Source organism: Pseudomonas pudica (genome assembly GCF_015680405.1).
Lineage (GTDB): Bacteria > Pseudomonadota > Gammaproteobacteria > Pseudomonadales > Pseudomonadaceae > Aquipseudomonas > Aquipseudomonas pudica.
Window position 1 is genome coordinate 60,699 of the sequence record NZ_JADLJS010000014.1, and the last position, 19,682, is coordinate 80,380.

Annotated in this window: 18 protein-coding genes; 9 read left to right on the forward strand and 9 right to left on the reverse strand. The window is 63.1% G+C overall.

What is annotated here, in order from left to right; genetic code table 11:
• Positions 1-231: 231 nt before the first annotated feature.
• The 3 genes from IRZ77_RS12560 to IRZ77_RS12570 form a co-directional block, all read right to left on the reverse strand.
• Complete coding sequence (locus IRZ77_RS12560; RefSeq protein WP_046615786.1) at positions 232-1,824, reverse strand: ABC transporter substrate-binding protein; 1,593 nt, start codon at positions 1,822-1,824, stop codon at positions 232-234.
• Positions 1,825-1,970: 146 nt separating this feature from the next.
• Positions 1,971-3,596, reverse strand: a complete 1,626-nt coding sequence (locus tag IRZ77_RS12565; RefSeq protein WP_085600632.1) for an ABC transporter substrate-binding protein — start codon at positions 3,594-3,596, stop codon at positions 1,971-1,973.
• Between the two features lie 388 nt (positions 3,597-3,984).
• A complete protein-coding gene (locus tag IRZ77_RS12570; RefSeq protein ID WP_015269044.1) occupies positions 3,985-4,701 on the reverse strand; it encodes an SIMPL domain-containing protein in 717 nt (238 codons plus the stop codon).
• 202 nt (positions 4,702-4,903) lie between these two features.
• Between IRZ77_RS12570 and IRZ77_RS12575 the strand changes: the two genes are divergently transcribed.
• The 4 genes from IRZ77_RS12575 to IRZ77_RS12590 all read left to right on the forward strand — a co-directional run bounded on the left by IRZ77_RS12575 (position 4,904) and on the right by IRZ77_RS12590 (position 9,295).
• Positions 4,904-6,160, forward strand: coding sequence for an ATP-binding protein (locus IRZ77_RS12575; RefSeq protein WP_025337805.1), 1,257 nt, complete (start codon positions 4,904-4,906; stop codon positions 6,158-6,160).
• Positions 6,160-6,720 carry a response regulator transcription factor gene (locus IRZ77_RS12580; RefSeq protein ID WP_025337806.1) on the forward strand — a complete coding sequence of 187 codons (561 nt, stop codon included), beginning with the start codon at positions 6,160-6,162 and terminating at the stop codon, positions 6,718-6,720. The genes IRZ77_RS12575 and IRZ77_RS12580 overlap by 1 nt, the downstream gene beginning before the upstream one ends.
• Positions 6,721-6,938: 218 nt before the next feature.
• On the forward strand, positions 6,939-7,880 hold the full coding sequence (locus tag IRZ77_RS12585) for an AEC family transporter (protein WP_046615784.1): 942 nt from the start codon (positions 6,939-6,941) through the stop codon (positions 7,878-7,880).
• 56 nt (positions 7,881-7,936) lie between these two features.
• On the forward strand, positions 7,937-9,295 hold the full coding sequence (locus IRZ77_RS12590) for an amino acid permease (RefSeq protein WP_046615783.1): 1,359 nt from the start codon (positions 7,937-7,939) through the stop codon (positions 9,293-9,295).
• A gap of 57 nt (positions 9,296-9,352) precedes the next feature.
• Here IRZ77_RS12590 and IRZ77_RS12595 read toward each other — a convergent pair whose 3' ends face one another.
• The 6 genes from IRZ77_RS12595 to gatC form a co-directional block, all read right to left on the reverse strand.
• Positions 9,353-9,724 carry a carboxymuconolactone decarboxylase family protein gene (locus IRZ77_RS12595; protein ID WP_046615782.1) on the reverse strand — a complete coding sequence of 124 codons (372 nt, stop codon included), beginning with the start codon at positions 9,722-9,724 and terminating at the stop codon, positions 9,353-9,355.
• 10 nt (positions 9,725-9,734) lie between these two features.
• A complete protein-coding gene (locus IRZ77_RS12600) occupies positions 9,735-10,778 on the reverse strand; it encodes a calcium/sodium antiporter (protein ID WP_046615781.1) in 1,044 nt (347 codons plus the stop codon).
• Positions 10,779-10,838: 60 nt separating this feature from the next.
• Positions 10,839-11,213: a septal ring lytic transglycosylase RlpA family protein gene (locus IRZ77_RS12605; protein ID WP_046615780.1), complete on the reverse strand. Its 375-nt coding sequence runs from the start codon at positions 11,211-11,213 to the stop codon at positions 10,839-10,841.
• A gap of 125 nt (positions 11,214-11,338) precedes the next feature.
• Entirely contained in the window at positions 11,339-12,784 is a 1,446-nt protein-coding gene (gene gatB / locus IRZ77_RS12610) for an Asp-tRNA(Asn)/Glu-tRNA(Gln) amidotransferase subunit GatB (RefSeq protein ID WP_013971062.1), read from the reverse strand.
• An 11-nt stretch (positions 12,785-12,795) separates the two neighbouring features.
• Positions 12,796-14,247: an Asp-tRNA(Asn)/Glu-tRNA(Gln) amidotransferase subunit GatA gene (gatA, locus tag IRZ77_RS12615; RefSeq protein ID WP_024086328.1), complete on the reverse strand. Its 1,452-nt coding sequence runs from the start codon at positions 14,245-14,247 to the stop codon at positions 12,796-12,798.
• Between the two features lie 15 nt (positions 14,248-14,262).
• Positions 14,263-14,550, reverse strand: a complete 288-nt coding sequence (gatC, locus tag IRZ77_RS12620; protein ID WP_003255165.1) for an Asp-tRNA(Asn)/Glu-tRNA(Gln) amidotransferase subunit GatC — start codon at positions 14,548-14,550, stop codon at positions 14,263-14,265.
• A 205-nt stretch (positions 14,551-14,755) separates the two neighbouring features.
• On the opposite strand from gatC, the gene mreB reads away from it, so the two are divergent.
• The 5 genes from mreB to rng all read left to right on the forward strand — a co-directional run bounded on the left by mreB (position 14,756) and on the right by rng (position 19,660).
• On the forward strand, positions 14,756-15,793 hold the full coding sequence (gene mreB, locus IRZ77_RS12625; RefSeq protein WP_003255163.1) for a rod shape-determining protein MreB: 1,038 nt from the start codon (positions 14,756-14,758) through the stop codon (positions 15,791-15,793).
• Between the two features lie 226 nt (positions 15,794-16,019).
• Positions 16,020-17,015 (forward strand): rod shape-determining protein MreC, encoded by a 996-nt coding sequence (mreC, locus tag IRZ77_RS12630; RefSeq protein WP_230385664.1) that lies wholly within the window; start codon positions 16,020-16,022, stop codon positions 17,013-17,015.
• On the forward strand, positions 17,015-17,503 hold the full coding sequence (gene mreD / locus IRZ77_RS12635; RefSeq protein ID WP_015269051.1) for a rod shape-determining protein MreD: 489 nt from the start codon (positions 17,015-17,017) through the stop codon (positions 17,501-17,503). The genes mreC and mreD overlap by 1 nt, the downstream gene beginning before the upstream one ends.
• A 33-nt stretch (positions 17,504-17,536) precedes the next feature.
• Complete coding sequence (locus IRZ77_RS12640) at positions 17,537-18,148, forward strand: Maf family protein (protein WP_046615777.1); 612 nt, start codon at positions 17,537-17,539, stop codon at positions 18,146-18,148.
• Positions 18,149-18,202: 54 nt separating this feature from the next.
• Entirely contained in the window at positions 18,203-19,660 is a 1,458-nt protein-coding gene (gene rng, locus IRZ77_RS12645; RefSeq protein ID WP_013971067.1) for a ribonuclease G, read from the forward strand.
• The last annotated feature ends 22 nt before the right edge of the window (positions 19,661-19,682 follow it).

Genomic DNA, 19,682 nt, shown 5'->3' on the forward strand with positions numbered 1-19,682 from the left:
TTAAAGCTCCCTTTCTGTTCTTCTAGTTATTGCCTGGCCTTGTGGGCCGGGCTTCTTGCTGCGGTGTTGCCAGGGTTGCCCGGGGTCACAGGGCTGAATCGGGGAGTTGTGTTGGCTGTGCCGGCCCTTTCGCGGGTAAACCCGCTCCCACAGGGGCACCACAGGTTTCGGCATGTGCGCCGTACCTGTGGGAGCGGGTTTCCCCGCGAAGAGGCCCATGAGGGATAAAGATCAATCAACACTCACACCGGAAAAAACGTTGCGCCCGAAAGGGCTGACCTTGAATTCGGAAACCTTGATGCTGAGCGGTTGGTTGACCGTGGAGTGCGCCACCGGGGTAATCGGCACCTGTTGCTTGAGCCGCTGCTGGGCCTGTTGGTACAGGGCGGTGCGCTGCGCGCGGTCGGTGACCTGCTTGGCCTGCTTGACCAGGCTGTCGTACTGCGGATCGCACCACTGCGAGTAGTTGTTGCTGCCGATGGCATCGCAGTTGTAGAGGGTGCCCAGCCAGTTGTCCGGGTCGCCGTTGTCTCCGGTCCAGCCGATCAGAGCGATATCGTGCTCGCCGCTTTTCATGCGCTTGAGGTACTCGCCCCATTCGTAGCTGACAATGCGCACCTTGAAGCCGAGCTTGCTCCAGTCGGCCTGGAGCATCTCCGCCATCAGCTTGGCGTTGGGGTTGTACGGGCGCTGCACCGGCATGGCCCACAGGGTGATCTCGGTGCCTGGCTTGACCCCGGCCTGCTGCAGTAGCTGCTTGGCCTTTTCAGGGTCGAAGGGCGCGTCCTTGATGCTGTCGTCATAGGACCACTGGGTCGGCGGCATGGCGTTGACTGCCAGCTGGCCGGAATCCTGGTACACGGCCTGGATGATCGCCTGCTTGTTCACTGCCATGTCCATCGCCTGGCGCACTTCCAGGCGGTCGAACGGTGGGTGCTGGGTGTTGTAGGCGATGTAGCCGAGGTTGAAGCCAGGTTGCTGCAGCACTTGCAGTTTGCTGTCGGCCTTGAGTGCAGGCAGGTCGGCGGGGCGCGGGTGCAGGGTGACCTGGCATTCGTTGCGGCGCAGCTTCTGGATGCGCACCGAAGGGTCGATGTTGATCGAGAACACCAGGTTGTCGATCTTCACGTCCTGCGGTGACCAATAGGCCTTGTTGCCCTTGTAGCGGATCTGCGAATCCTTCTGATAACGCTGGAAAACGAACGGGCCGGTGCCGATCGGTTGCTGGTTGATGTCGCTGGGGCGACCGCTGGCCATCAGCTGTTCGGCGTATTCGGCAGAGAGGATGGAAGCAAAGCTCATGGCCAGGTTCTGAATGAACGCGGCATCGACGCTGTTCAGGGTGAACACCACGGTCAGTGGATCGGTCTTTTCGACACGGGCGATGTTCTTGTCCAGGCCCATGCTGATGAAATAGGGGAACTCGGTCGGGTAGGCCAGGCGGAATGGGTGGTTCTTGTCGAGCATGCGGTTGAAGGTGAACAGCACATCGTCGGCGTTGAAGTCGCGGCTCGGCTTGAAGGTCTTGTTGCTGTGGAATTTCACCCCTTCGCGCAGATGGAAGGTATAGCGCAGGCCATCCTCGGACACCTCCCAGCGGGTCGCCAGGGCAGGGTGCACGGCAGTGCCCCCGCGTTCGAACTCGACCAGGCGGTTGTAGATCGGTTCGGCTGCATCGTTGTCGGTGGCGCTGGTGTACTGGGCAGTGTCGAAGCCGGCGGGGCTGCCTTCGGAACAGAACACCAGGTTGTTGGCCAGCAGGGCCGGCGATTGGCTGATCAGGCCCAGGGCCAGCAGGGCGGAAACTCGGGTGGTATGGCGCATGGCAAGTCCTTTTACGTCTGTTTGCGCCGCCTCGGGGTACGAATGGCGGCAACAGGTCGCCGACCCCGCTGCGGATGGCGGCGGGACGACATGAAGAGGTGGCAAGGTTGGCGGGCACCCGCCGCTCAGCGGGTGCCGTAGCTAGGCTATTTGTCCACGCTGACGCCGTAGAAGGAGTTCAGTCCGAATGGGCTGATCTTGAAGTCCTTCACCTTGGCGCTCATGGGCTGGTACACGGTGGAGTGGGCGATCGGGGTGATCGGCACCTGCTCCTTGAGGATGTGCTGCGCCTTTTGATACAGCTCGGTGCGCTTGGCCTGGTCGGAAGTGGCCTTGGCCTGCTTGATCAGGTCGTCGTAGGGCTTGTAGCACCACTTGGAGAAGTTGTTGCCGTTCATGGCATCGCAGCCGTACAGGGTGCCCAGCCAGTTGTCCGGGTCACCGTTGTCACCGCTCCAGCCGATCAGCATGGCGCCCTGTTCGCCGCCTTTGGAGCGCTTGATGTACTCGCCCCATTCATAGCTGACGATCTTCGCCTTGATGCCGACCTTGGCCCAGTCGGATTGCAGCATCTCGGCCATCAGCTTGGCATTGGGGTTGTACGGACGTTGCACGGGCATCGCCCACAAGGTGATTTCGGTGCCTTCCTTGATGCCGGCTTCCTTGAGCAGTTGCTTGGCTTTTTCAGGGTCGAATGGCGCGTCCTTGATGCTGTCGTCATAGGACCACTGAGTCGGGGGCATGGCGTTGACCGCCAGTTGGCCGGCGCCTTGGTAGACCGACTCGATGATCTTTTTCTTGTCCACGGCCATGTCCAGCGCCTCGCGGACTTTCAGCTGGGCCAGCGGGTTGGCCTCGTTGCTGCCCTTGACCTTGTCCATCACGTTGTAGGCGATGTAGCCGAGGTTGAAGCCGGCTTGCTGCGGCATCTGCAGCTTGGGGTCCTGTTTCAGCGGCTGGATGTCGGCGGGGCGAGGGAACAGAGTGACCTGGCACTCGTTCTTCTTCAGTTTCTGCATGCGCACCGACGCATCGGTGGTGATAGCGAAGATCAGGTTGTCGATCTTCACGTCATCGGGTTGCCAGTAGTCCTTGTTGCCCTTGAAGCGGATCTGCGCGTCCTTCTGGTACTTGCTGAACACGAACGGGCCAGTGCCGATCGGCTTCTGGTTGATGTCGGCGGCCTTGCCGTCCTTGAGCAACTGGTCGGCGTATTCGGCGGACTGGATCGAGGCGAAGCTCATGGCCAGGTTCTGGATGAATGCGGCGTCGACTTCGTTGAGGGTGAACTTGACAGTCTGTTCGTCGAGCTTCTCCAGTTTGGCGATGTTCTTGTCCATGCCCATGTCGGTGAAGTACGGGAACTCGGTGGGGTAGGCCTTGCGGAACGGGTGGTCCTTGTCGAGCATGCGGTTGAAGGTGAACAGCACGTCGTCGGCGTTGAAGTTGCGGGTGGGCTTGAAGTAGTCGGTGGTGTGGAACTTGACCCCTTCGCGCAGGTGGAAGGTGTAGGTCTTTCCGTCGTCGGAGACTTCCCACTTGGTTGCCAGACCCGGGATGACGGCAGTACCGCCACGTTCAAACTGGGTCAGGCGGTTGAACACGGTCTCAGCCGAGGCGTCGAAGTCAGTCCCTGTGGTGTATTGCCCCGGGTCGAAGCCGGCCGGGCTGCCTTCGGAGCAGAACACCAGGTTGGACGCGGCGAGGGCCGACGGTGCGCCGGATAGCAAGCCTGCGCCTAGCAGGAACGGAATGACTGCGTGTTTGAGCATGGTGGCCTCATTGTTGTCATTTTTCGATTGAGGTGGCCTCGTGAGCCGACCTGCGGATACTTATGCAGGGGCTGTTCCCAATGCAATATGCCGAGGGATAGTTGACGCCAGAAAAGTGGTACGGTCGTACATGGATGTCGCATTGATATAACTTTCAGCGAAGTTAAACGTTTGCGGGGGCAAAATGATGGCTTTTTGCGGGATGTTGCGGGGGCGGGATTAGTGTAGGAAGCACCTAATTGGTGCGTAGGAAATGTCTGAATCTGCGTTTTTTCGACTGACCTCATCGCCGGCAAGCCAGCTCCCACAGGTACAACACAAGGGCTGAAACCTGTGGTGTATCTGTGGGCGCTGGCTTGCCGGCGGGCGCAATGCGACCCCGGCGAACTCAAGGCATCTGCACTTCGATCAGGCCATCGGCATTCATGCTCACTTCACTGGTCCCGGCCTCGATGTCCGGCGCCGGTGCCGACTCATCAGCTCCCATGGCCTTCATCGCCATCGGCGCACTTCGCAGGTAAGGGCGTGGGTAACCGCTGCTGTTGAGGTTCAGGCTGACCACTTTATAGCCCTTGCCCCCCAGCGCCTCGGTAGCCAGCTGCGCACGCGCCTTGAAGGCATCCACCGCATCCTTGAGCAGTGCATCCTCGCTGGCCTTGCGCGTGGCCGGGGCGATGGAGAAGTCCATGCCACCCATTTTCAGCTCTTGCAGCAGGTCGGCGGTCAGCTGCGACAGGGCCGGGAAGTTGGCGCTTTCCAGGCGCAACTCGGCGCGCTCGCGCCAGCCGGTGATCTTCTGGCCCTTGCTGTCATATACCGGATAGCTGTTGCGGCTCCCCTGGCTGATCTTCACATCCTTGACCTGGCGCGACTGCTGTACTGCCTTGTTCATGGTTTCGGTGATCTGCTTGGCAAGCTTGCCCGGGTCGGTGTTCTGCGCTTCGCTGTACAGGGTAACGACCATCAGGTCACGCGCCACTTCCTTGCTGACCTCGGCACGCAGCGAGACCTGGTTGTAGCGCGGCTCATCGGCAGCCAGCGCCGGCAGACTGGCGAGCAGGCCGCAGGACAGGATCAGGGCGGTGCCGCGACGTGGGATTTGCATGTGGTACTCCTTGGCAATATAAGGCGTGGGTTGTTGTCATCCATTCCACGCATGGCCCATCAGACCGGCAACAGTGTAGTGGGTTCAAAAGTGCCATCATCAACCTGTGACAAAGTGTGGCGCTTTGCCGCATCGCTGCAGCGAGGCGCCCGGCTTCGGTATACTCCAGCCGATTTTTCTGGAGCACTCATCAGGAGAGCTCATGCTCGCCGCCGTACAACCGCTGTCCGCTACCCGCCAGAACCTCTGGCGCCTGACCGTCATTCGGGTCCTGGTCCTGGCTGCCCAGGCCGGCTCCGTGGGCGTCGCCTACTGGACCGAACTGCTGCCCTTGCCCTGGTTGTCGCTGGCCGGCACCTTGGCCTTGTCTTCGCTGCTGTGCGCCTTCACGGCCCTGCGCCTGCGCCTTTCGTTGCCGGTCACCGAGCTGGAGTACGCCCTGCAACTGGCCTGCGACCTGCTGATCCACAGTGCCTTGCTGTATTACTCCGGCGGCTCGACCAACCCGTTCGTGTCGTATTACCTGGTGCCACTGGCGATTGCCGCAGTCACCTTGCCGTGGCTGTATTCGCTGATCCTTTCCGGCATCGCACTGACCGCCTACAGTCTGCTTTTGGTGCAGTTCTACCCGCTTGAAGGCCTGCCGATGGCGCGGGACAAGATGCAGGTGTACGGCATGTGGCTGAGCATTGCCCTGGCAGCGGCAGTGATTACCTTCTTTGCCGCGCGCATGGCCGAAGAGCTGCGCCGCCAGGAGCAGCTGCGTTCAGAGCGGCGTGAAGAAAGCCTGCGTGACGAGCAACTGCTGGCCGTGGCCACCCAGGCCGCCGGTGCCGCCCATGAACTGGGCACGCCGTTGGCGACCATGAGCGTGCTGCTGAACGAGATGCGCCAGGACCACGCCGACCCGCTGCTGCAGGAGGACCTGCAGATCCTTCAGGACCAGGTGAAGCTGTGCAAGGAAACCCTGCAACAGCTGGTGCGCGCCGCCGAAGCCAACCGTCGCCTGGCCGTGGTGGAGCAGGACGTCACGGCCTGGCTGGACGAGGCGCTCAACCGTTGGCACCTGATGCGCCCGGAAGCCAGCTACCGCTTCCAGCGCCTGCGCGACGGCCAGGTGCCACGCCTGACCCCGCCGCCGGACCTGACCCAGGCCCTGTTGAACCTGTTGAACAATGCCGCCGACGCCTGCCCCGATGACCTTGAAGTGCGCCTGGACTGGGACGCCCATGACATCGTCATCAGCATCCGCGACCATGGCCCCGGCGTGCCGCCGGCCATCGCCGAAGCCATCGGCAAACCCTTCATTACCACCAAAGGCAAAGGCTTCGGCCTGGGCCTTTTCTTGAGCAAGGCCAGCGTGACCCGTGCGGGCGGTTCGGTGAAACTCTATAGTCATGAACAGGGTGGCACCCTGACCGAACTGCGCCTGCCTTATGGCAAGCGAGGAGATGAATGATGAGCGAAGAAAACCAGGTCGAAGGCGAAGAGCTGCCGCACCTGCTGCTGGTGGATGACGATGCCACCTTTACCCGGGTCATGGCCCGTGCCATGAGCCGCCGCGGTTTCCGCGTGAGCACCGCCAGCTCTGCCGAGGAAGGGTTGATCCTGGCCCAGCAGGACCTGCCGGACTACGCCACGCTGGACCTGAAGATGGACGGCGACTCCGGGCTGGTGCTGCTGCCAAAGCTGCTGGAGCTGGACCCGGAGATGCGTGTGGTGATCCTGACCGGTTACTCGAGCATTGCCACCGCGGTGGAAGCGGTCAAGCGTGGTGCCTGCAACTACCTGTGCAAGCCGGCGGATGCCGATGATGTGCTGGCGGCGTTGCTGTCGGAGCACACCGACCTGGACACCTTGGTGCCGGAAAACCCGATGTCGGTCGACCGCCTGCAGTGGGAACACATCCAGCGTGTGCTGAACGAGCACGAAGGCAATATCTCGGCCACCGCGCGGGCGCTGGGCATGCACCGGCGGACCTTGCAGCGCAAACTGCAGAAGCGCCCGGTTCGGCGCTGATTCCTGCTGGGCTTGTACCGGCCCTTTCGCGGGCTTGCCCGCTCCCACAGGTACTGCACAGGCCTTGCGGCTTGTGTAATACCTGTGGGAGCGGGCAAGCCCGCGAACAGGCCGGTACTGACAGAAATTTCTCTGTGATACCCCGCGATCCCCGCAAGTCCCGGCCGTTGGCGTATCATTAGCCCCCTAACGGCAACCCCCTCCAGGATCGCTTGCGCATGCTCGCCCTTCTTATCCAGACACTGAACATCACGGCCCCGGTCTTCGCCATGCTGTTCATGGGCGTGCTGCTCAAACGTATCCGCCTGATCGACGACAATTTCAACCGCGTCGCCTCACAGTTGGTGTTCAACGTGTGCATGCCGGCGCTGCTGTTCCTCGGCATCTATCACGCCGACCTGGCCACGGCGGTCAAACCCGGCGTCCTTCTTTATTTCATCGTCGCCACCCTGGCCGGCTTCGCCATAGCCTGGGGCCTGGCCATCTGGCGCAGCCCGCTGGCCGACCGGGGCATCTATACCCAGGGTGCGTTCCGTGGCAACAACGGCGTGATCGGCCTGGCCCTGGCCGCCAGTCTCTACGGCGACTACGGCATCTCCCTGGGTGCGGTGCTCGCCGGCCTGGTCATCCTCATGTACAACTCGCTGTCGGCAGTGGTGCTGGCGGTGTACAGCCCGGACCTGAAGTCCGACCCGTGGAGCATCTGCAAAAGCATCCTCAGCAACCCGCTGATCATCAGTGTGCTGGTGGCCACGCCCATGGCGTACGGCCAGGTGCCGCTGCCCAACTGGCTGCTCACCTCGGGCGACTACCTGGCGCAGATGACCCTGCCGCTGGCGCTGATCTGCATCGGTGGCACGCTGTCGATGGCGGCGCTGCGCGACAGTGGCAGGCTGGCCATCGACGCCAGCCTGGTGAAGATGGTCTGGCTACCGCTGCTCGGTACCCTCGGCGCCTGGCTATGCGGCTTCCGCGGCGCCGAGCTGGGCATCCTGTTCCTGTACATCGGCAGCCCGACCGCAGCGGCCAGCTACGTCATGGCGCGGGCGGCCAACGGCAACCATGAGCTGGCGGCGTCGATCATCGTGATTACCACGCTAATGGCGGCGATCACCACCAACATTGGTATTTTCATCTTGCAGTGGGGCGGATGGATCTAGATCCTTGACTGCAAACAACACAAAAAACACAGCCTCACTGAGCTAAAGGACACTTCATGCAAGACCAGAGCACGCCCGAGCGGTTACAGCGCGGGCTGAAGAATCGCCATATCCAGCTGATCGCGCTGGGTGGGGCCATCGGTACCGGGTTGTTCCTGGGCATTGCCCAGACCATCCAGCTGGCCGGCCCCTCCGTCCTGCTGGGCTACGCCATTGCCGGCCTGATGGCCTTCCTGATCATGCGCCAGCTCGGTGAGATGGTGGTGGAAGAGCCGGTGGCCGGCAGCTTCAGCCACTTCGCCCACCAGTACTGGAGCGAGTTCGCCGGCTTCGTCTCGGGCTGGAACTACTGGGTGGTGTACGTACTGGTCGGCATGGCCGAGCTGACAGCGGTGGGTATCTACGTGCAGTACTGGTGGCCCGGATTCCCAACCTGGGCCACGGCGGCGATCTTCTTCGTGGTGATCAACCTGATCAACCTGACCCAGGTGAAGGTCTACGGCGAGATGGAGTTCTGGTTCGCCCTAGTCAAGGTAGTGGCCATCGTCAGCATGATCGGCTTCGGCGCCTGGCTGCTGGCCAGCGGCCATGGCGGCCCGGACGCCAGCGTGGCAAACCTCTGGCAGTACGGTGGCTTCTTCCCCAACGGCGTCAGCGGCCTGGTGATGGCACTGGCAGTGATCATGTTCTCGTTCGGTGGCCTGGAACTGGTGGGCATCACCGCCGCCGAGGCCGACAACCCGCGTCAGAGCATCCCCAAAGCCACCAACCAGGTGGTGTACCGCATCCTCATCTTCTACATCGGTGCCCTGGCGGTGCTGCTTTCGCTGTACCCGTGGCAGAAGGTGGTGCAGGGTGGCAGCCCGTTCGTGATGATCTTCCACGAACTGGACAGTGACCTGGTGGCGACCATCCTCAATATCGTGGTGCTGACGGCCGCGCTGTCGGTATACAACAGCTGCGTGTACGCCAACAGCCGCATGCTGTTCGGCCTGGCCAGCCAGGGCGACGCACCGCGTCAGTTGCTGAAGGTGAGCCGTAGCGGCGTGCCGCTGACCGCGCTGGGTGTGTCGGCTTTCGCCACCGGGCTGTGCGTGCTGATCAACTACCTGATGCCGGGTGAAGCCTTTGGTTTGCTGATGGCCCTGGCGGTGTCGGCGTTGGTGATCAACTGGGCGAGCATCAGCATCACCCACCTGAAGTTCCGCAAGGCCAAGCTGGCGGCCGGGATCACCCCGTTCTACAAGAGCTGGGGGCACCCGGTCACCAACTACCTGTGCCTGGCGTTCATCGTGCTGATCCTGGTGGTGATGTACCTGACCCCGCCGATTCGCATCTCGGTGATGCTGATTCCGGGGTGGATCCTGGTGCTGTGGGTGGCCTTCAAGATGAAGAAGGCTCGCCAGGCCAGGTAGGTAACACAGTACCGGCCTCTTCGCGGGCACGCCCGCTAAGAGGCCGGTACAGGCTACCTATTGATAACTGTCGATCACTTCCTGTGCCGCACGGAACGCATCAATCGCCGCCGGCACCCCCGCATACACCGCGCAATGCAGCAGCGCTTCGCGAATCTCCTCCACCGTACAGCCATTGTTCAACGCACCGCGCACATGCCCCTTGAGCTCCTGCGGGCACTTGAGTGCGGTCAGCGTAGCCAGGGTAATCAGGCTGCGGGTTTTCAGCGGCAGGCCGTCGCGGGCCCACACGCTGCCCCAGGCATGTTCGTTGACGAAGTCCTGCAGCGGTTGGGTAAAGTCGGTGGCATTGCCCAAGGCGCGGTCGACGAACGCATCGCCCATGACCTGGCGCCGAATCTGTTCGCCGGTTTTCTTGCTGTCAGCCATGTTGTTTTCCTTAGTGTTGGCGGCGCCAGGCTCGTGCGGTGGTGTACAGCAACACCATGGCGAGCACCGGCAGTACGTAGAACAGCATCAACCGCTCCAGGCGGCCGGCCAGTGGCATGCCCATGGTGAACGCCGCCACGTGCAGCCCATAGGCCAGGTACAGGCAAAGGAACACCAGGCCTTCGGCGCGGGTGATGCGGTAACCGGAATAGAACACCGGCAGGCTCAGCGCAGCAACACCCAGCATTACCGGCAGGTCGAAGGCCAAGGCGTTGGGCGAGATCGACAGCGGCTCGGGAGCGACCAGTGCGGTCAGGCCCAGCACCGCCAGCAGGTTCAACAGGTTGCTGCCTATCACTGTTCCCACGGCGATTTCTCGTTCACCGCGCAGGGCGGCGATCAGCGCAGCAGCCAGTTCTGGCAGGGAAGTGCAGATGGCAACGACGGTAAGGCCGATGATGCGCTCGGACAGCCCCAGGTCGGTGGCCACCTCCACGGCGGCTTCAAGCAACAAGTGACCCGCCAGGCTCAGCAGACCCAGGCCGGCCAGCACCTGCAGCAGCGTGCCTGACCAGAAGCGCCCGGTGCTGCTGGTGACAGTGGCCGGTGCGGGGTAGGTGCGGGCGTAGTGGCGCGACTGGTGCCAAAGCATTGCCAGGTAGCCGGCCAGGCCGATCAGCAGCAACACCCCTTCGGCCCGGCCCAGGTGGCCGTTGGCGGATAACGCGTAGACCAGGCCGCTGGCGACGATCATCAGTGGAATGTCCAGGCGCACCAGTTGCCGCGACACGCGCAGCGGGATGATCAGTGCGGCCAGGCCGAGGATGACCAGTACGTTGAAAATGTTGCTGCCGATAACGCTGCCCACCGCCACATCTGGCGCGCCCTGGTAGGCGGCCTGCAGGCTCACGGTCATCTGCGGGGCAGTGCTGCCGAAGGCCACCAGGCTCAGGCCGATGATCAGAGGGCGTACGTGCAGGCGCTGGGCCAGGCGCAGCGCTGCGCGTACCAGCAGTTCGGCGCCGCCGATCAGCAACAGCAGGGCGATGCCCAGTTGCAGGAGGCTGAAGGTGGGAAGGATAGCCAGGTCGAAAATGGTCGGACTCCTGTCGCGTCAGTCGCTAAGCCCTTGTACTCGCACGCGCGCGGTTCCGCTACGGATCATGCCGATTTTTTCTGCGGCGGCACGTGAAAGATCGATCAGGCGGCCGCGGGTATGCGGGCCACGGTCGTTGATGCGCACCACGACGCTGCGCTGGTTGGCCAGGTTGGTCACCCGTACCCGGGTGCCGAAGGGCAGGCTGCGGTGGGCGGCGGTGAGCCCGTGCTGGTTGAATGGTTCGCCGCTGGCGGTGCGTTTGCCGTGGTGACGCGCGCCGTAATAGGAAGCGGTGCCGGTCTTGTCGTAACCGTCGGGGTCGATGTCCTGGCTGGCGCAGCCGGCCAGCAGGGAGAAGAGGGCGAGGGTGCTCAGGGATCGCTTTAGCAATTCGAATGCTCCGGTGCGGCCATTCGCGGCTAAAGCCGCTCCCACAGGTACGGCGCTGTACCTGTGGGAGCGGCTTCAGCCGCGAACGAGGGCGAAGCCCTCGCAGGACTACAGGGGTAAAACAATCACCCTTCGAGCTTGGCCTTGAGCAATTGGTTCACTTGCCCCGGGTTGGCTTTGCCTTTGGAGGCTTTCATCGCCTGGCCGACGAAGAAACCGAACATCTTGCCACGCTTGGCCTCGTCGGCTGCGCGGTACTGTTCGACCTGCTCGGCGTTGGCCGCCAGCACTTCGTCGAGCATCTTGTCGATCGCACCGGTATCGGTGACCTGCTTCAGGCCTTTGCTTTCGATGATGCTATCGGCATCGCCTTCACCGGCGGCCATGGCCTCGAACACGGTCTTGGCGATCTTGCCGCTGATGGTGTTGTCGCGGATGCGCAACAGCATGCCGCCCAGCTGTGCGGCGCTGACCGGCGCCTGGTCGATCTCGATGCCCAGCTTGTTCAGCAGGCTGCCCAGCTCTACCATGACCCAGTTGGCAGCCAGCTTGGCATCGCCACCGATCTTCACCACTTCCTCGAAGTAGTCCGCCTGTTCGCGGCTGGAAGCCAGCACGTTGGCGTCGTAGGCCGACAGGCCGTACTGGTTCTGGAAGCGCTCGACCTTCTGCGTCGGCAGTTCCGGCAAGCCGGCGCGGACGGTTTCGAGGAAGCTGTCCTCGATCACCACTGGCAGCAGGTCCGGGTCGGGGAAGTAACGGTAGTCGTTGGCTTCCTCCTTGCTGCGCATGGAGCGGGTCTCGTCCTTGTTCGGGTCGTACAGGCGGGTTTCCTGTACCACCTTGCCGCCGTCCTCGATCAGGTCGATCTGGCGCTGGATCTCGCTGTTGATCGCGCGCTCGATGAAGCGGAACGAGTTGACGTTCTTGATCTCGCAGCGGGTGCCGAACTCGGCCTGGCCTTTCGGGCGAATCGACACGTTGCAGTCGCAACGCAGCGAGCCTTCGGCCATGTTGCCGTCGCAGATGCCCAGGTAACGCACCAGCGCGTGGATCGCCTTGACGTAGGCCACGGCTTCCTTGGCACTGCGCATGTCAGGCTCGGAGACGATTTCCAGCAGCGGGGTGCCGGCGCGGTTCAGGTCGATGCCGGTGGAGCCGCTGAAGTCTTCGTGCAGGCTCTTGCCGGCGTCTTCTTCCAGGTGCGCGCGGGTTACCCCGATGCGCTTGATGGTGCCGTCTTCCAGGGCGATGTCCAGGTGGCCCTTGCCGACGATCGGCAGGTCCATCTGGCTGATCTGGTAGCCTTTGGGCAGGTCCGGGTAGAAGTAGTTCTTGCGCGCGAACACGTTGCGCTTGCCGATCTCGGCATCGATGGCCAGGCCGAACATGCACGCCATGCGCACGGCTTCCTGGTTCAGTACTGGCAGTACGCCAGGCATGCCCAGGTCAACCAGGCTGGCCTGGGTGTTCGGCTCGGAACCGAAGGTGGTGGCGCTGCCGGAGAAAATCTTCGACTGGGTGGCGAGCTGAGTGTGGATTTCCAGCCCGATCACAACTTCCCATTGCATGTGTGAATTCCTCAGAAGCCGTTGGGGGCGCGGGTGTGCCAGTCGGTCACTTGCTGGTAGCGGTGCGCGACGTTGAGCAGGCGGCCTTCCTGGAAGTATGGCGCCAGCAGCTGCACGCCGACCGGCAGGCCATCGACGAAGCCGGCCGGCATCGACAGGCCCGGCAGGCCCGCCAGGTTGGCGGTGATGGTGTAGACGTCTTCCAGGTACGCGGCGACCGGGTCGCTGCTCTTGGCGCCGAGCTTCCAGGCCGGGTTTGGCGTGGTCGGGCCGAGGATCAGGTCGACGTCGTTGAAGGCGGCCATGAAGTCGTTCTTGATCAGGCGGCGGATCTGCTGCGCCTTCACGTAGTAGGCGTCGTAGTAGCCGGCCGACAGGGCGTAGGTGCCGACCATGATGCGGCGCTGCACTTCGACACCGAAGCCTTCGCCACGCGAACGCTTGTACAGGTCGGTGAGGTCTTTCGGGTTTTCACAGCGGTAGCCGAAGCGCACGCCGTCGAAACGCGACAGGTTTGACGAGGCTTCAGCAGGGGCGATCACGTAGTAGGCCGGGATGGCGTGCTGCATGTTCGGCAGGCTGATTTCCTTGACCACCGCGCCGAGCTTTTCCAGCTCCTTGACGCTGGCCTGGACCAGGTCGGCGATGCGTGGGTCGAGGCCGGCACCGAAGTACTCCTTCGGCAGGCCGATGCGCAGGCCCTGCAGCGAAGCATTCAGGTTGGCGCTGTAGTCAGGCACAGGCTCTTCGATGCTGGTGGAGTCCTTGGCGTCGAAACCGGCCATGCCTTGCAGCAGCAGGGCGCAGTCTTCGGCAGTACGGGCCAGCGGGCCACCCTGGTCGAGGCTGGAGGCGTAGGCGATCATGCCCCAGCGCGACACGCGGCCGTAGGTCGGCTTGAGGCCGGTGAGGTTGGTCAGTGCCGCCGGTTGGCGAATCGAACCGCCGGTGTCGGTGCCGGTGGTGGCTGGCAGCAGGCGTGCAGCCACTGCCGCGGCCGAACCGCCCGACGAGCCGCCCGGGACGTGCTCGAGGTTCCATGGATTCTTCACCGCGCCGTAGTGGCTGGATTCGTTGGCCGAGCCCATGGCGAATTCGTCCATGTTGGTCTTGCCCAGGGTGACCATGCCGGCTTCCGCCAGCTTGGCAACCACGGTGGCGTCATACGGCGCCTTGAAGTTGTCGAGCATCTTCGAGCCGCAGCTGGTGCGTACGCCGTTGGTGCAGAACAGGTCCTTGTGGGCGATCGGTGCACCGAGCAGCGCCCCGGTTTCGCCAGCGGCGCGACGGGCGTCGGCGGCACGCGCCTGGCCCAGGGCCAGGTCCTCGGTGACACTGATGAAGCTGTTGATCTGCGGGTCGAGCTGCTTGATGCGCGCCAGCAGGGCGCCGGTCAGCTCTTCGGAGGAAAACGACTTGTCGGCGAGTCCGCGGGCGATCTCGGCCAGGGTCAATTGATGCATGGCAGGCTCTATCCCTTACTCGATGACTTTGGGAACCAGGTACAGACCGCTTTCGGTCGACGGCGCGATGGCCTGGTAGGCGTCGCGCTGGTTGCTCTCGGTGACCTGGTCGGGACGCAGGCGCTGGCTGGCCTCCAGGGGGTGGGCCAGTGGCTCGATGCCGGTAGTGTCGACCGCTTGCATCTGGTCGACCAGCCCGAGAATGCTGTTCAGTGCGTCAGTAATGCGTGGCAGTTCGCCATCATTCAGGCCCAGACGGGCCAGATGGGCGATCTTTTCCACGTCGCAGCGTTCAAGCGCCATGGGGATCTCCAGGGGAAACAAAGACCGGAATTTGGGTCCGCAGTGAGGAACATGTCAGCTTTCTGGCGGTCTAACGGCCGCGAAATTCTGCTGGCGTGCTCGGAAAAACAGCCAATTTAACATATTGGCTCCTTGCCCAAAATCCCTGCCATTGTTAGAGTTTGCCGCACTTTTTTACCCACGCTTTCCCCAGGGTCACTTTCCCATGTTCAAGAAACTGCGTGGCATGTTTTCCAGCGATCTGTCCATCGACCTGGGTACTGCCAACACCCTTATTTACGTGCGTGAGCGCGGTATCGTCCTGAATGAGCCCTCGGTTGTTGCCATCCGTACCCATGGCAACCAGAAAAGCGTCGTCGCCGTCGGTACCGAAGCCAAGCGCATGCTGGGCCGCACGCCTGGCAACATTGCTGCCATTCGTCCGATGAAGGACGGCGTCATCGCCGACTTCAGCGTCTGCGAAAAAATGTTGCAATATTTTATCAACAAGGTTCACGAGAACAGCTTCCTGCAGCCGAGCCCGCGCGTGCTGATCTGCGTGCCGTGCAAGTCCACCCAGGTAGAGCGCCGCGCCATCCGCGAGTCGGCCTTGGGTGCCGGTGCCCGCGAAGTGTTCCTGATCGAAGAGCCTATGGCTGCCGCCATCGGTGCCGGCCTGCCGGTCGAGGAAGCCCGCGGTTCGATGGTCGTCGATATCGGTGGTGGTACCACTGAAATCGCGCTCATCTCCCTGAACGGCGTGGTCTATGCGGAATCCGTGCGCGTTGGCGGCGACCGCTTCGACGAAGCTATCGTCACCTACGTGCGCCGCAACTACGGCAGCCTGATCGGCGAGTCCACCGCCGAGCGCATCAAGCAGGAGATCGGTACCGCCTACCCGGGTGGCGAAGTGCGTGAAGTCGACGTGCGCGGCCGCAACCTGGCCGAGGGCGTACCGCGTGCCTTCACCCTGAACTCCAACGAAGTGCTCGAAGCGCTGCAGGAATCCCTGGCGACCATCGTCCAGGCGGTCAAGAGTGCGCTGGAGCAATCGCCGCCCGAGCTGGCCTCGGACATCGCCGAGCGTGGCCTGGTGCTGACCGGTGGTGGCGCACTGCTGCGTGACCTGGACAAGCTGCTGGCCCAGGAAACCGGCCTGCCGGTGATCGTCGCCGAAGACCCGCTGACCTGCGTCGCCCGTGGCGGTGGTCGCGCCCTGGAGATGATGGACAAGCACGCGATGGACCTGCTCTCCAGCGAGTGATCCCGCTCGCTGTTCACGAGCGTCCGGTTTACAGGTAGTACGCACAGTGCTACCTGTATGTGCTGGGCTGGCGCCCGTTCGGGGCGCCGTATCCATCAACCCGCAACCAGGCTGGTGCGTTGTCCCATGTCCAATGACCTCCTGAGTCGTCCACGAGGAACGGCCCATTAAACCGCTTTTCTCCAAGGGCCCTTCGCTGGGCGTTCGCCTGCTCGTCCTGGTGGTGATGTCGGTCGCGTTGATGGTTGTCGACGCGCGCTTCGACGTGCTCAAGCCCGTGCGCAGCCAGATGGGCCTGGTACTCATGGAGTCGTACTGGATCACCGACCTGCCGCAACGTGCGTGGCAAGGTGTGGCCGGCCAGTTCGGCAGCCGCACCGAACTGATTGCCGAAAACGAAAAGCTCAAGACCGAAGCCCTGCTGCTGCAGGGGCGCCTGCAGAAGCTGGCGGCCCTGACCGAGCAGAACGTGCGCTTGCGCGAATTGCTCAACTCCTCGGCGCTGGTCAACGAAAAAGTCGAAGTGGCCGAGCTGATCGGTGTCGACCCCAACCCGTTCACCCACCGCATCCTGATCAACAAGGGCGAGCGTGATGGCGTGTTCCTTGGCCAGCCGGTGCTCGATGCCCGTGGCCTGATGGGCCAGGTGGTCGAGCTGATGCCGTACACCTCGCGGGTACTGTTGCTGACCGATACCACCCATAGCATCCCGGTGCAGGTCAACCGCAACGGCCTGCGCGCCATCGCCAGCGGCACCGGCAACCCGGAGCGCCTGGAACTGCGCCATGTGGCCGATACCGCCGACATCAAGGAAGGCGACCTGCTGGTCAGTTCCGGCATGGGTCAACGGTTCCCGGCCGGTTACCCGGTGGCCACGGTCAATGAAGTGATCCACGATTCCGGCCAGCCGTTCGCCATCGTTCGTGCCATCCCCACCGCCGCGCTCAACCGCAGCCGCTACATGCTGTTGGTGTTCAGCGACCGGCGCAGCCCGGAACAGCGCGCCACCGATGCCGCCATCGCGCAGGAAGAGGCTGACCGCAAGGGGACCTCGGCTGCAGGCCAGCCGGCTGCGACGGTCGAGCAAGGCGCACCAGCTGGCAGCGCACCTGCCACGCCGGCTACACCAGCGGCCCCGGCAGCGCAGCCTGCAGCCCCGGCTGCTGCACCTGCCACGCCGGCTACCGCGCCTGCCGCACCCGCTCACACCCGGAGGCAATGATGGCTGCATCACGCCGCAACAACGGCTGGGTCATCTGGCTGACTTTCGCCATCGGCCTGCTGCTCAGCGTCTCGCCCATGCCGCAGTTCATGGAAGTGTTCCGGCCCATGTGGCTGGCCTTGCTGGTGTCGTTCTGGACCCTCGCCGTACCGAACAAGGTCGGCATGACCACCGCGTTCGTGCTGGGCCTGGCCGAGGACGTGCTGTACGGAACCCTGCTGGGGCAGAACGCGCTGATCCTCACCCTTATCACCTTCCTGGTGCTGTCGTTGCAGCAGCGCCTGCGCATGTTCCCCATGTGGCAGCAGAGCCTGGTGATCCTGGTGATCTTCGGCATCGCCCAGCTGATCCAGCTGTGGCTCAGCGCGCTGACCGGCAACCGTCTGCCCACCCTGGCACTGGTCTGGTCGGCGGTGATCAGCGCCTTGCTCTGGCCGTGGATCAGTTTCGCCCTGCGCGATCTGCGCCGACGCTTGCATATCAACTGACGGCGCCGCCGCGACTGACAGGGAGATGTCTGCATGACCCCGCTATACCTGGCCTCAGGCTCGCCTCGTCGTCGTGAACTGCTGACCCAGATCGGGGTGCCGTTCAGCGTCGTCAGTGCCCCCATCGATGAAACTCCGCTGCCCGATGAAAGCGCCCCGGCCTACGTCGAGCGCCTGGCCCGGGCCAAGGCCGCCGCCGGCCTGGCCTGCATCGAAGGCCAGGCTGTGGTGCTGGGCGCAGACACTGCCGTGGTGCTCGATGGTCGTATTCTTGGCAAACCGGAAAACCGCGAAGATGCTCTGGCCATGCTGGCCGACCTTTCGGGCCGCGAGCACCACGTACTGACTGCGGTCGCCCTGAGTGATGGACCGCGCGTGCAAAGCCTGTGCGTCACCAGCAAGGTGCGCTTCCGTGCGATCAGCGCCGAGGAAGCGCAACGCTACTGGGCCAGCGGCGAGCCCGCGGACAAGGCCGGCGGCTATGCCATCCAGGGCTTGGGAGCGGTGTTCGTCACCGGCCTTTCCGGCAGCTACTCGGCGGTGGTCGGCTTGCCCCTCAGTGAAACGGCCGAACTGCTTGGCCAATTCGGCATTGCCTGCTGGCAATCGCCCGCGCATACGCCAGAGGTAACAAACCAGCGGTAGCCAGCACTGCATACGCCATCCATCATTACCAAAGACCTTTGACGAGAGCCTGCCATGAGTGAAGAGATCCTGATCAACATCACCCCGATGGAGTCGCGCGTGGCGGTGGTGGAAAACGGGGTGCTGCAGGAAGTGCATGTGGAGCGCACCCAGCGCCGGGGCATCGTCGGCAATATCTACAAAGGCAAGGTGGTGCGCGTGCTGCCGGGCATGCAGGCGGCTTTCGTCGATATCGGCCTGGAGCGCGCGGCATTCATCCATGCCTCGGAAATATCCCAGCGCGAAGGCTCTGCGGTAGAAAACATTACCGCCCTGGTGCACGAGGGGCAGGCCTTGGTGGTGCAGGTGACCAAGGACCCGATCGGCACCAAGGGCGCGCGTCTGACTACCCAGCTGTCGATCCCGTCGCGCTACCTGGTGTACATGCCCCGCAGCAGCCATGTCGGCATTTCGCTGAAGATCGAGGACGAAGCCGAGCGCGAGCGCCTCAAGCAGGTGGTCAGCGACTGCATGGAAAGCGAGAACATCAAGGACGCCGGTGGCTTCATCCTGCGTACCGCTGCCGAAGGCGCACGCGCTGAAGAGATCCTGCAGGATATTCGCTACCTGCGCCGCCTGTGGGAGCAGATTGGCACCCAGATCAAGACCTGCGGCGCGCCCACGGTCATCTACGAGGACCTGGGCCTGGCCCTGCGCACCCTGCGCGACCTGGTCAACCCGAAGATCGAGAAGATCCGCATCGACTCGCGGGAAACCTTCCAGAAGACCACGCAGTTCGTTGGCGAGCTGATGCCGGAAATTGCCGATCGCCTCGAGCACTACCCGGGCGAACGGCCGATTTTCGACCTGTACGGCGTCGAGGACGAGATCCAGCGTGCGCTGGAACGCAAGGTGCCGCTGAAATCCGGTGGCTACCTGGTGGTCGACCCGGCTGAAGCGATGACCACCATCGATGTGAATACCGGCGCCTTCGTCGGCCATCGGAACCTCGAAGAGACCATCTTCAAGACCAACCTCGAGGCCGCCACCGCCATCGCCCGGCAGCTGCGCCTGCGCAACATCGGCGGCATCATCATCATCGACTTCATCGACATGGAAGACGAAGAGCACCAGCGCCAGGTGCTGCGCACTCTGGAAAAGCAGCTGGAGCGCGATCACGCCAAGACCAACATCATCGGCATCACCGAGCTGGGCCTGGTGCAGATGACCCGCAAGCGCACGCGGGAAAGCCTGGAACAGGTGCTGTGCGAGCCCTGCCTGGCCTGTCAGGGCCGTGGCAAGCTGAAAACCCCCGAGACTATCTGTTACGAAATCTTCCGCGAGATCCTGCGCGAGGCCCGCGCGTACCAGGCCGAAGGCTACCGCGTGCTGGCCAACCAGAAGGTGGTCGACCGGTTGCTGGATGAAGAGTCCGGTAACGTCGCGGAGCTTGAGGCCTTCATCGGCCGAACCATTCGTTTCCAGGTGGAGTCGATGTATTCGCAGGAACAATACGATGTGGTGCTGCTCTGAGGCCTTCTGAAACGCGCCGCAG

What these genes read in the sequence shown, in the direction of transcription:
- gatB (WP_013971062.1), bottom strand. Translation starts at nt 12,784, where the DNA reads ATGCAATGGGAAGTTGTGATCGGGCTGGAAATCCACACTCAGCTCGCC.
- IRZ77_RS12575 (WP_025337805.1), top strand. Translation starts at nt 4,904, where the DNA reads ATGCTCGCCGCCGTACAACCGCTGTCCGCTACCCGCCAGAACCTCTGG.
- IRZ77_RS12590 (WP_046615783.1), top strand. Translation starts at nt 7,937, where the DNA reads ATGCAAGACCAGAGCACGCCCGAGCGGTTACAGCGCGGGCTGAAGAAT.
- mreD (WP_015269051.1), top strand. Translation starts at nt 17,015, where the DNA reads ATGGCTGCATCACGCCGCAACAACGGCTGGGTCATCTGGCTGACTTTC.
- IRZ77_RS12560 (WP_046615786.1), bottom strand. Translation starts at nt 1,824, where the DNA reads ATGCGCCATACCACCCGAGTTTCCGCCCTGCTGGCCCTGGGCCTGATC.
- IRZ77_RS12570 (WP_015269044.1), bottom strand. Translation starts at nt 4,701, where the DNA reads ATGCAAATCCCACGTCGCGGCACCGCCCTGATCCTGTCCTGCGGCCTG.
- mreC (WP_230385664.1), top strand. Translation starts at nt 16,020, where the DNA reads ATGTCGGTCGCGTTGATGGTTGTCGACGCGCGCTTCGACGTGCTCAAG.
- IRZ77_RS12640 (WP_046615777.1), top strand. Translation starts at nt 17,537, where the DNA reads ATGACCCCGCTATACCTGGCCTCAGGCTCGCCTCGTCGTCGTGAACTG.
- gatA (WP_024086328.1), bottom strand. Translation starts at nt 14,247, where the DNA reads ATGCATCAATTGACCCTGGCCGAGATCGCCCGCGGACTCGCCGACAAG.
- mreB (WP_003255163.1), top strand. Translation starts at nt 14,756, where the DNA reads ATGTTCAAGAAACTGCGTGGCATGTTTTCCAGCGATCTGTCCATCGAC.
- IRZ77_RS12565 (WP_085600632.1), bottom strand. Translation starts at nt 3,596, where the DNA reads ATGCTCAAACACGCAGTCATTCCGTTCCTGCTAGGCGCAGGCTTGCTA.
- IRZ77_RS12595 (WP_046615782.1), bottom strand. Translation starts at nt 9,724, where the DNA reads ATGGCTGACAGCAAGAAAACCGGCGAACAGATTCGGCGCCAGGTCATG.
- rng (WP_013971067.1), top strand. Translation starts at nt 18,203, where the DNA reads ATGAGTGAAGAGATCCTGATCAACATCACCCCGATGGAGTCGCGCGTG.
- IRZ77_RS12585 (WP_046615784.1), top strand. Translation starts at nt 6,939, where the DNA reads ATGCTCGCCCTTCTTATCCAGACACTGAACATCACGGCCCCGGTCTTC.
- gatC (WP_003255165.1), bottom strand. Translation starts at nt 14,550, where the DNA reads ATGGCGCTTGAACGCTGCGACGTGGAAAAGATCGCCCATCTGGCCCGT.
- IRZ77_RS12580 (WP_025337806.1), top strand. Translation starts at nt 6,160, where the DNA reads ATGAGCGAAGAAAACCAGGTCGAAGGCGAAGAGCTGCCGCACCTGCTG.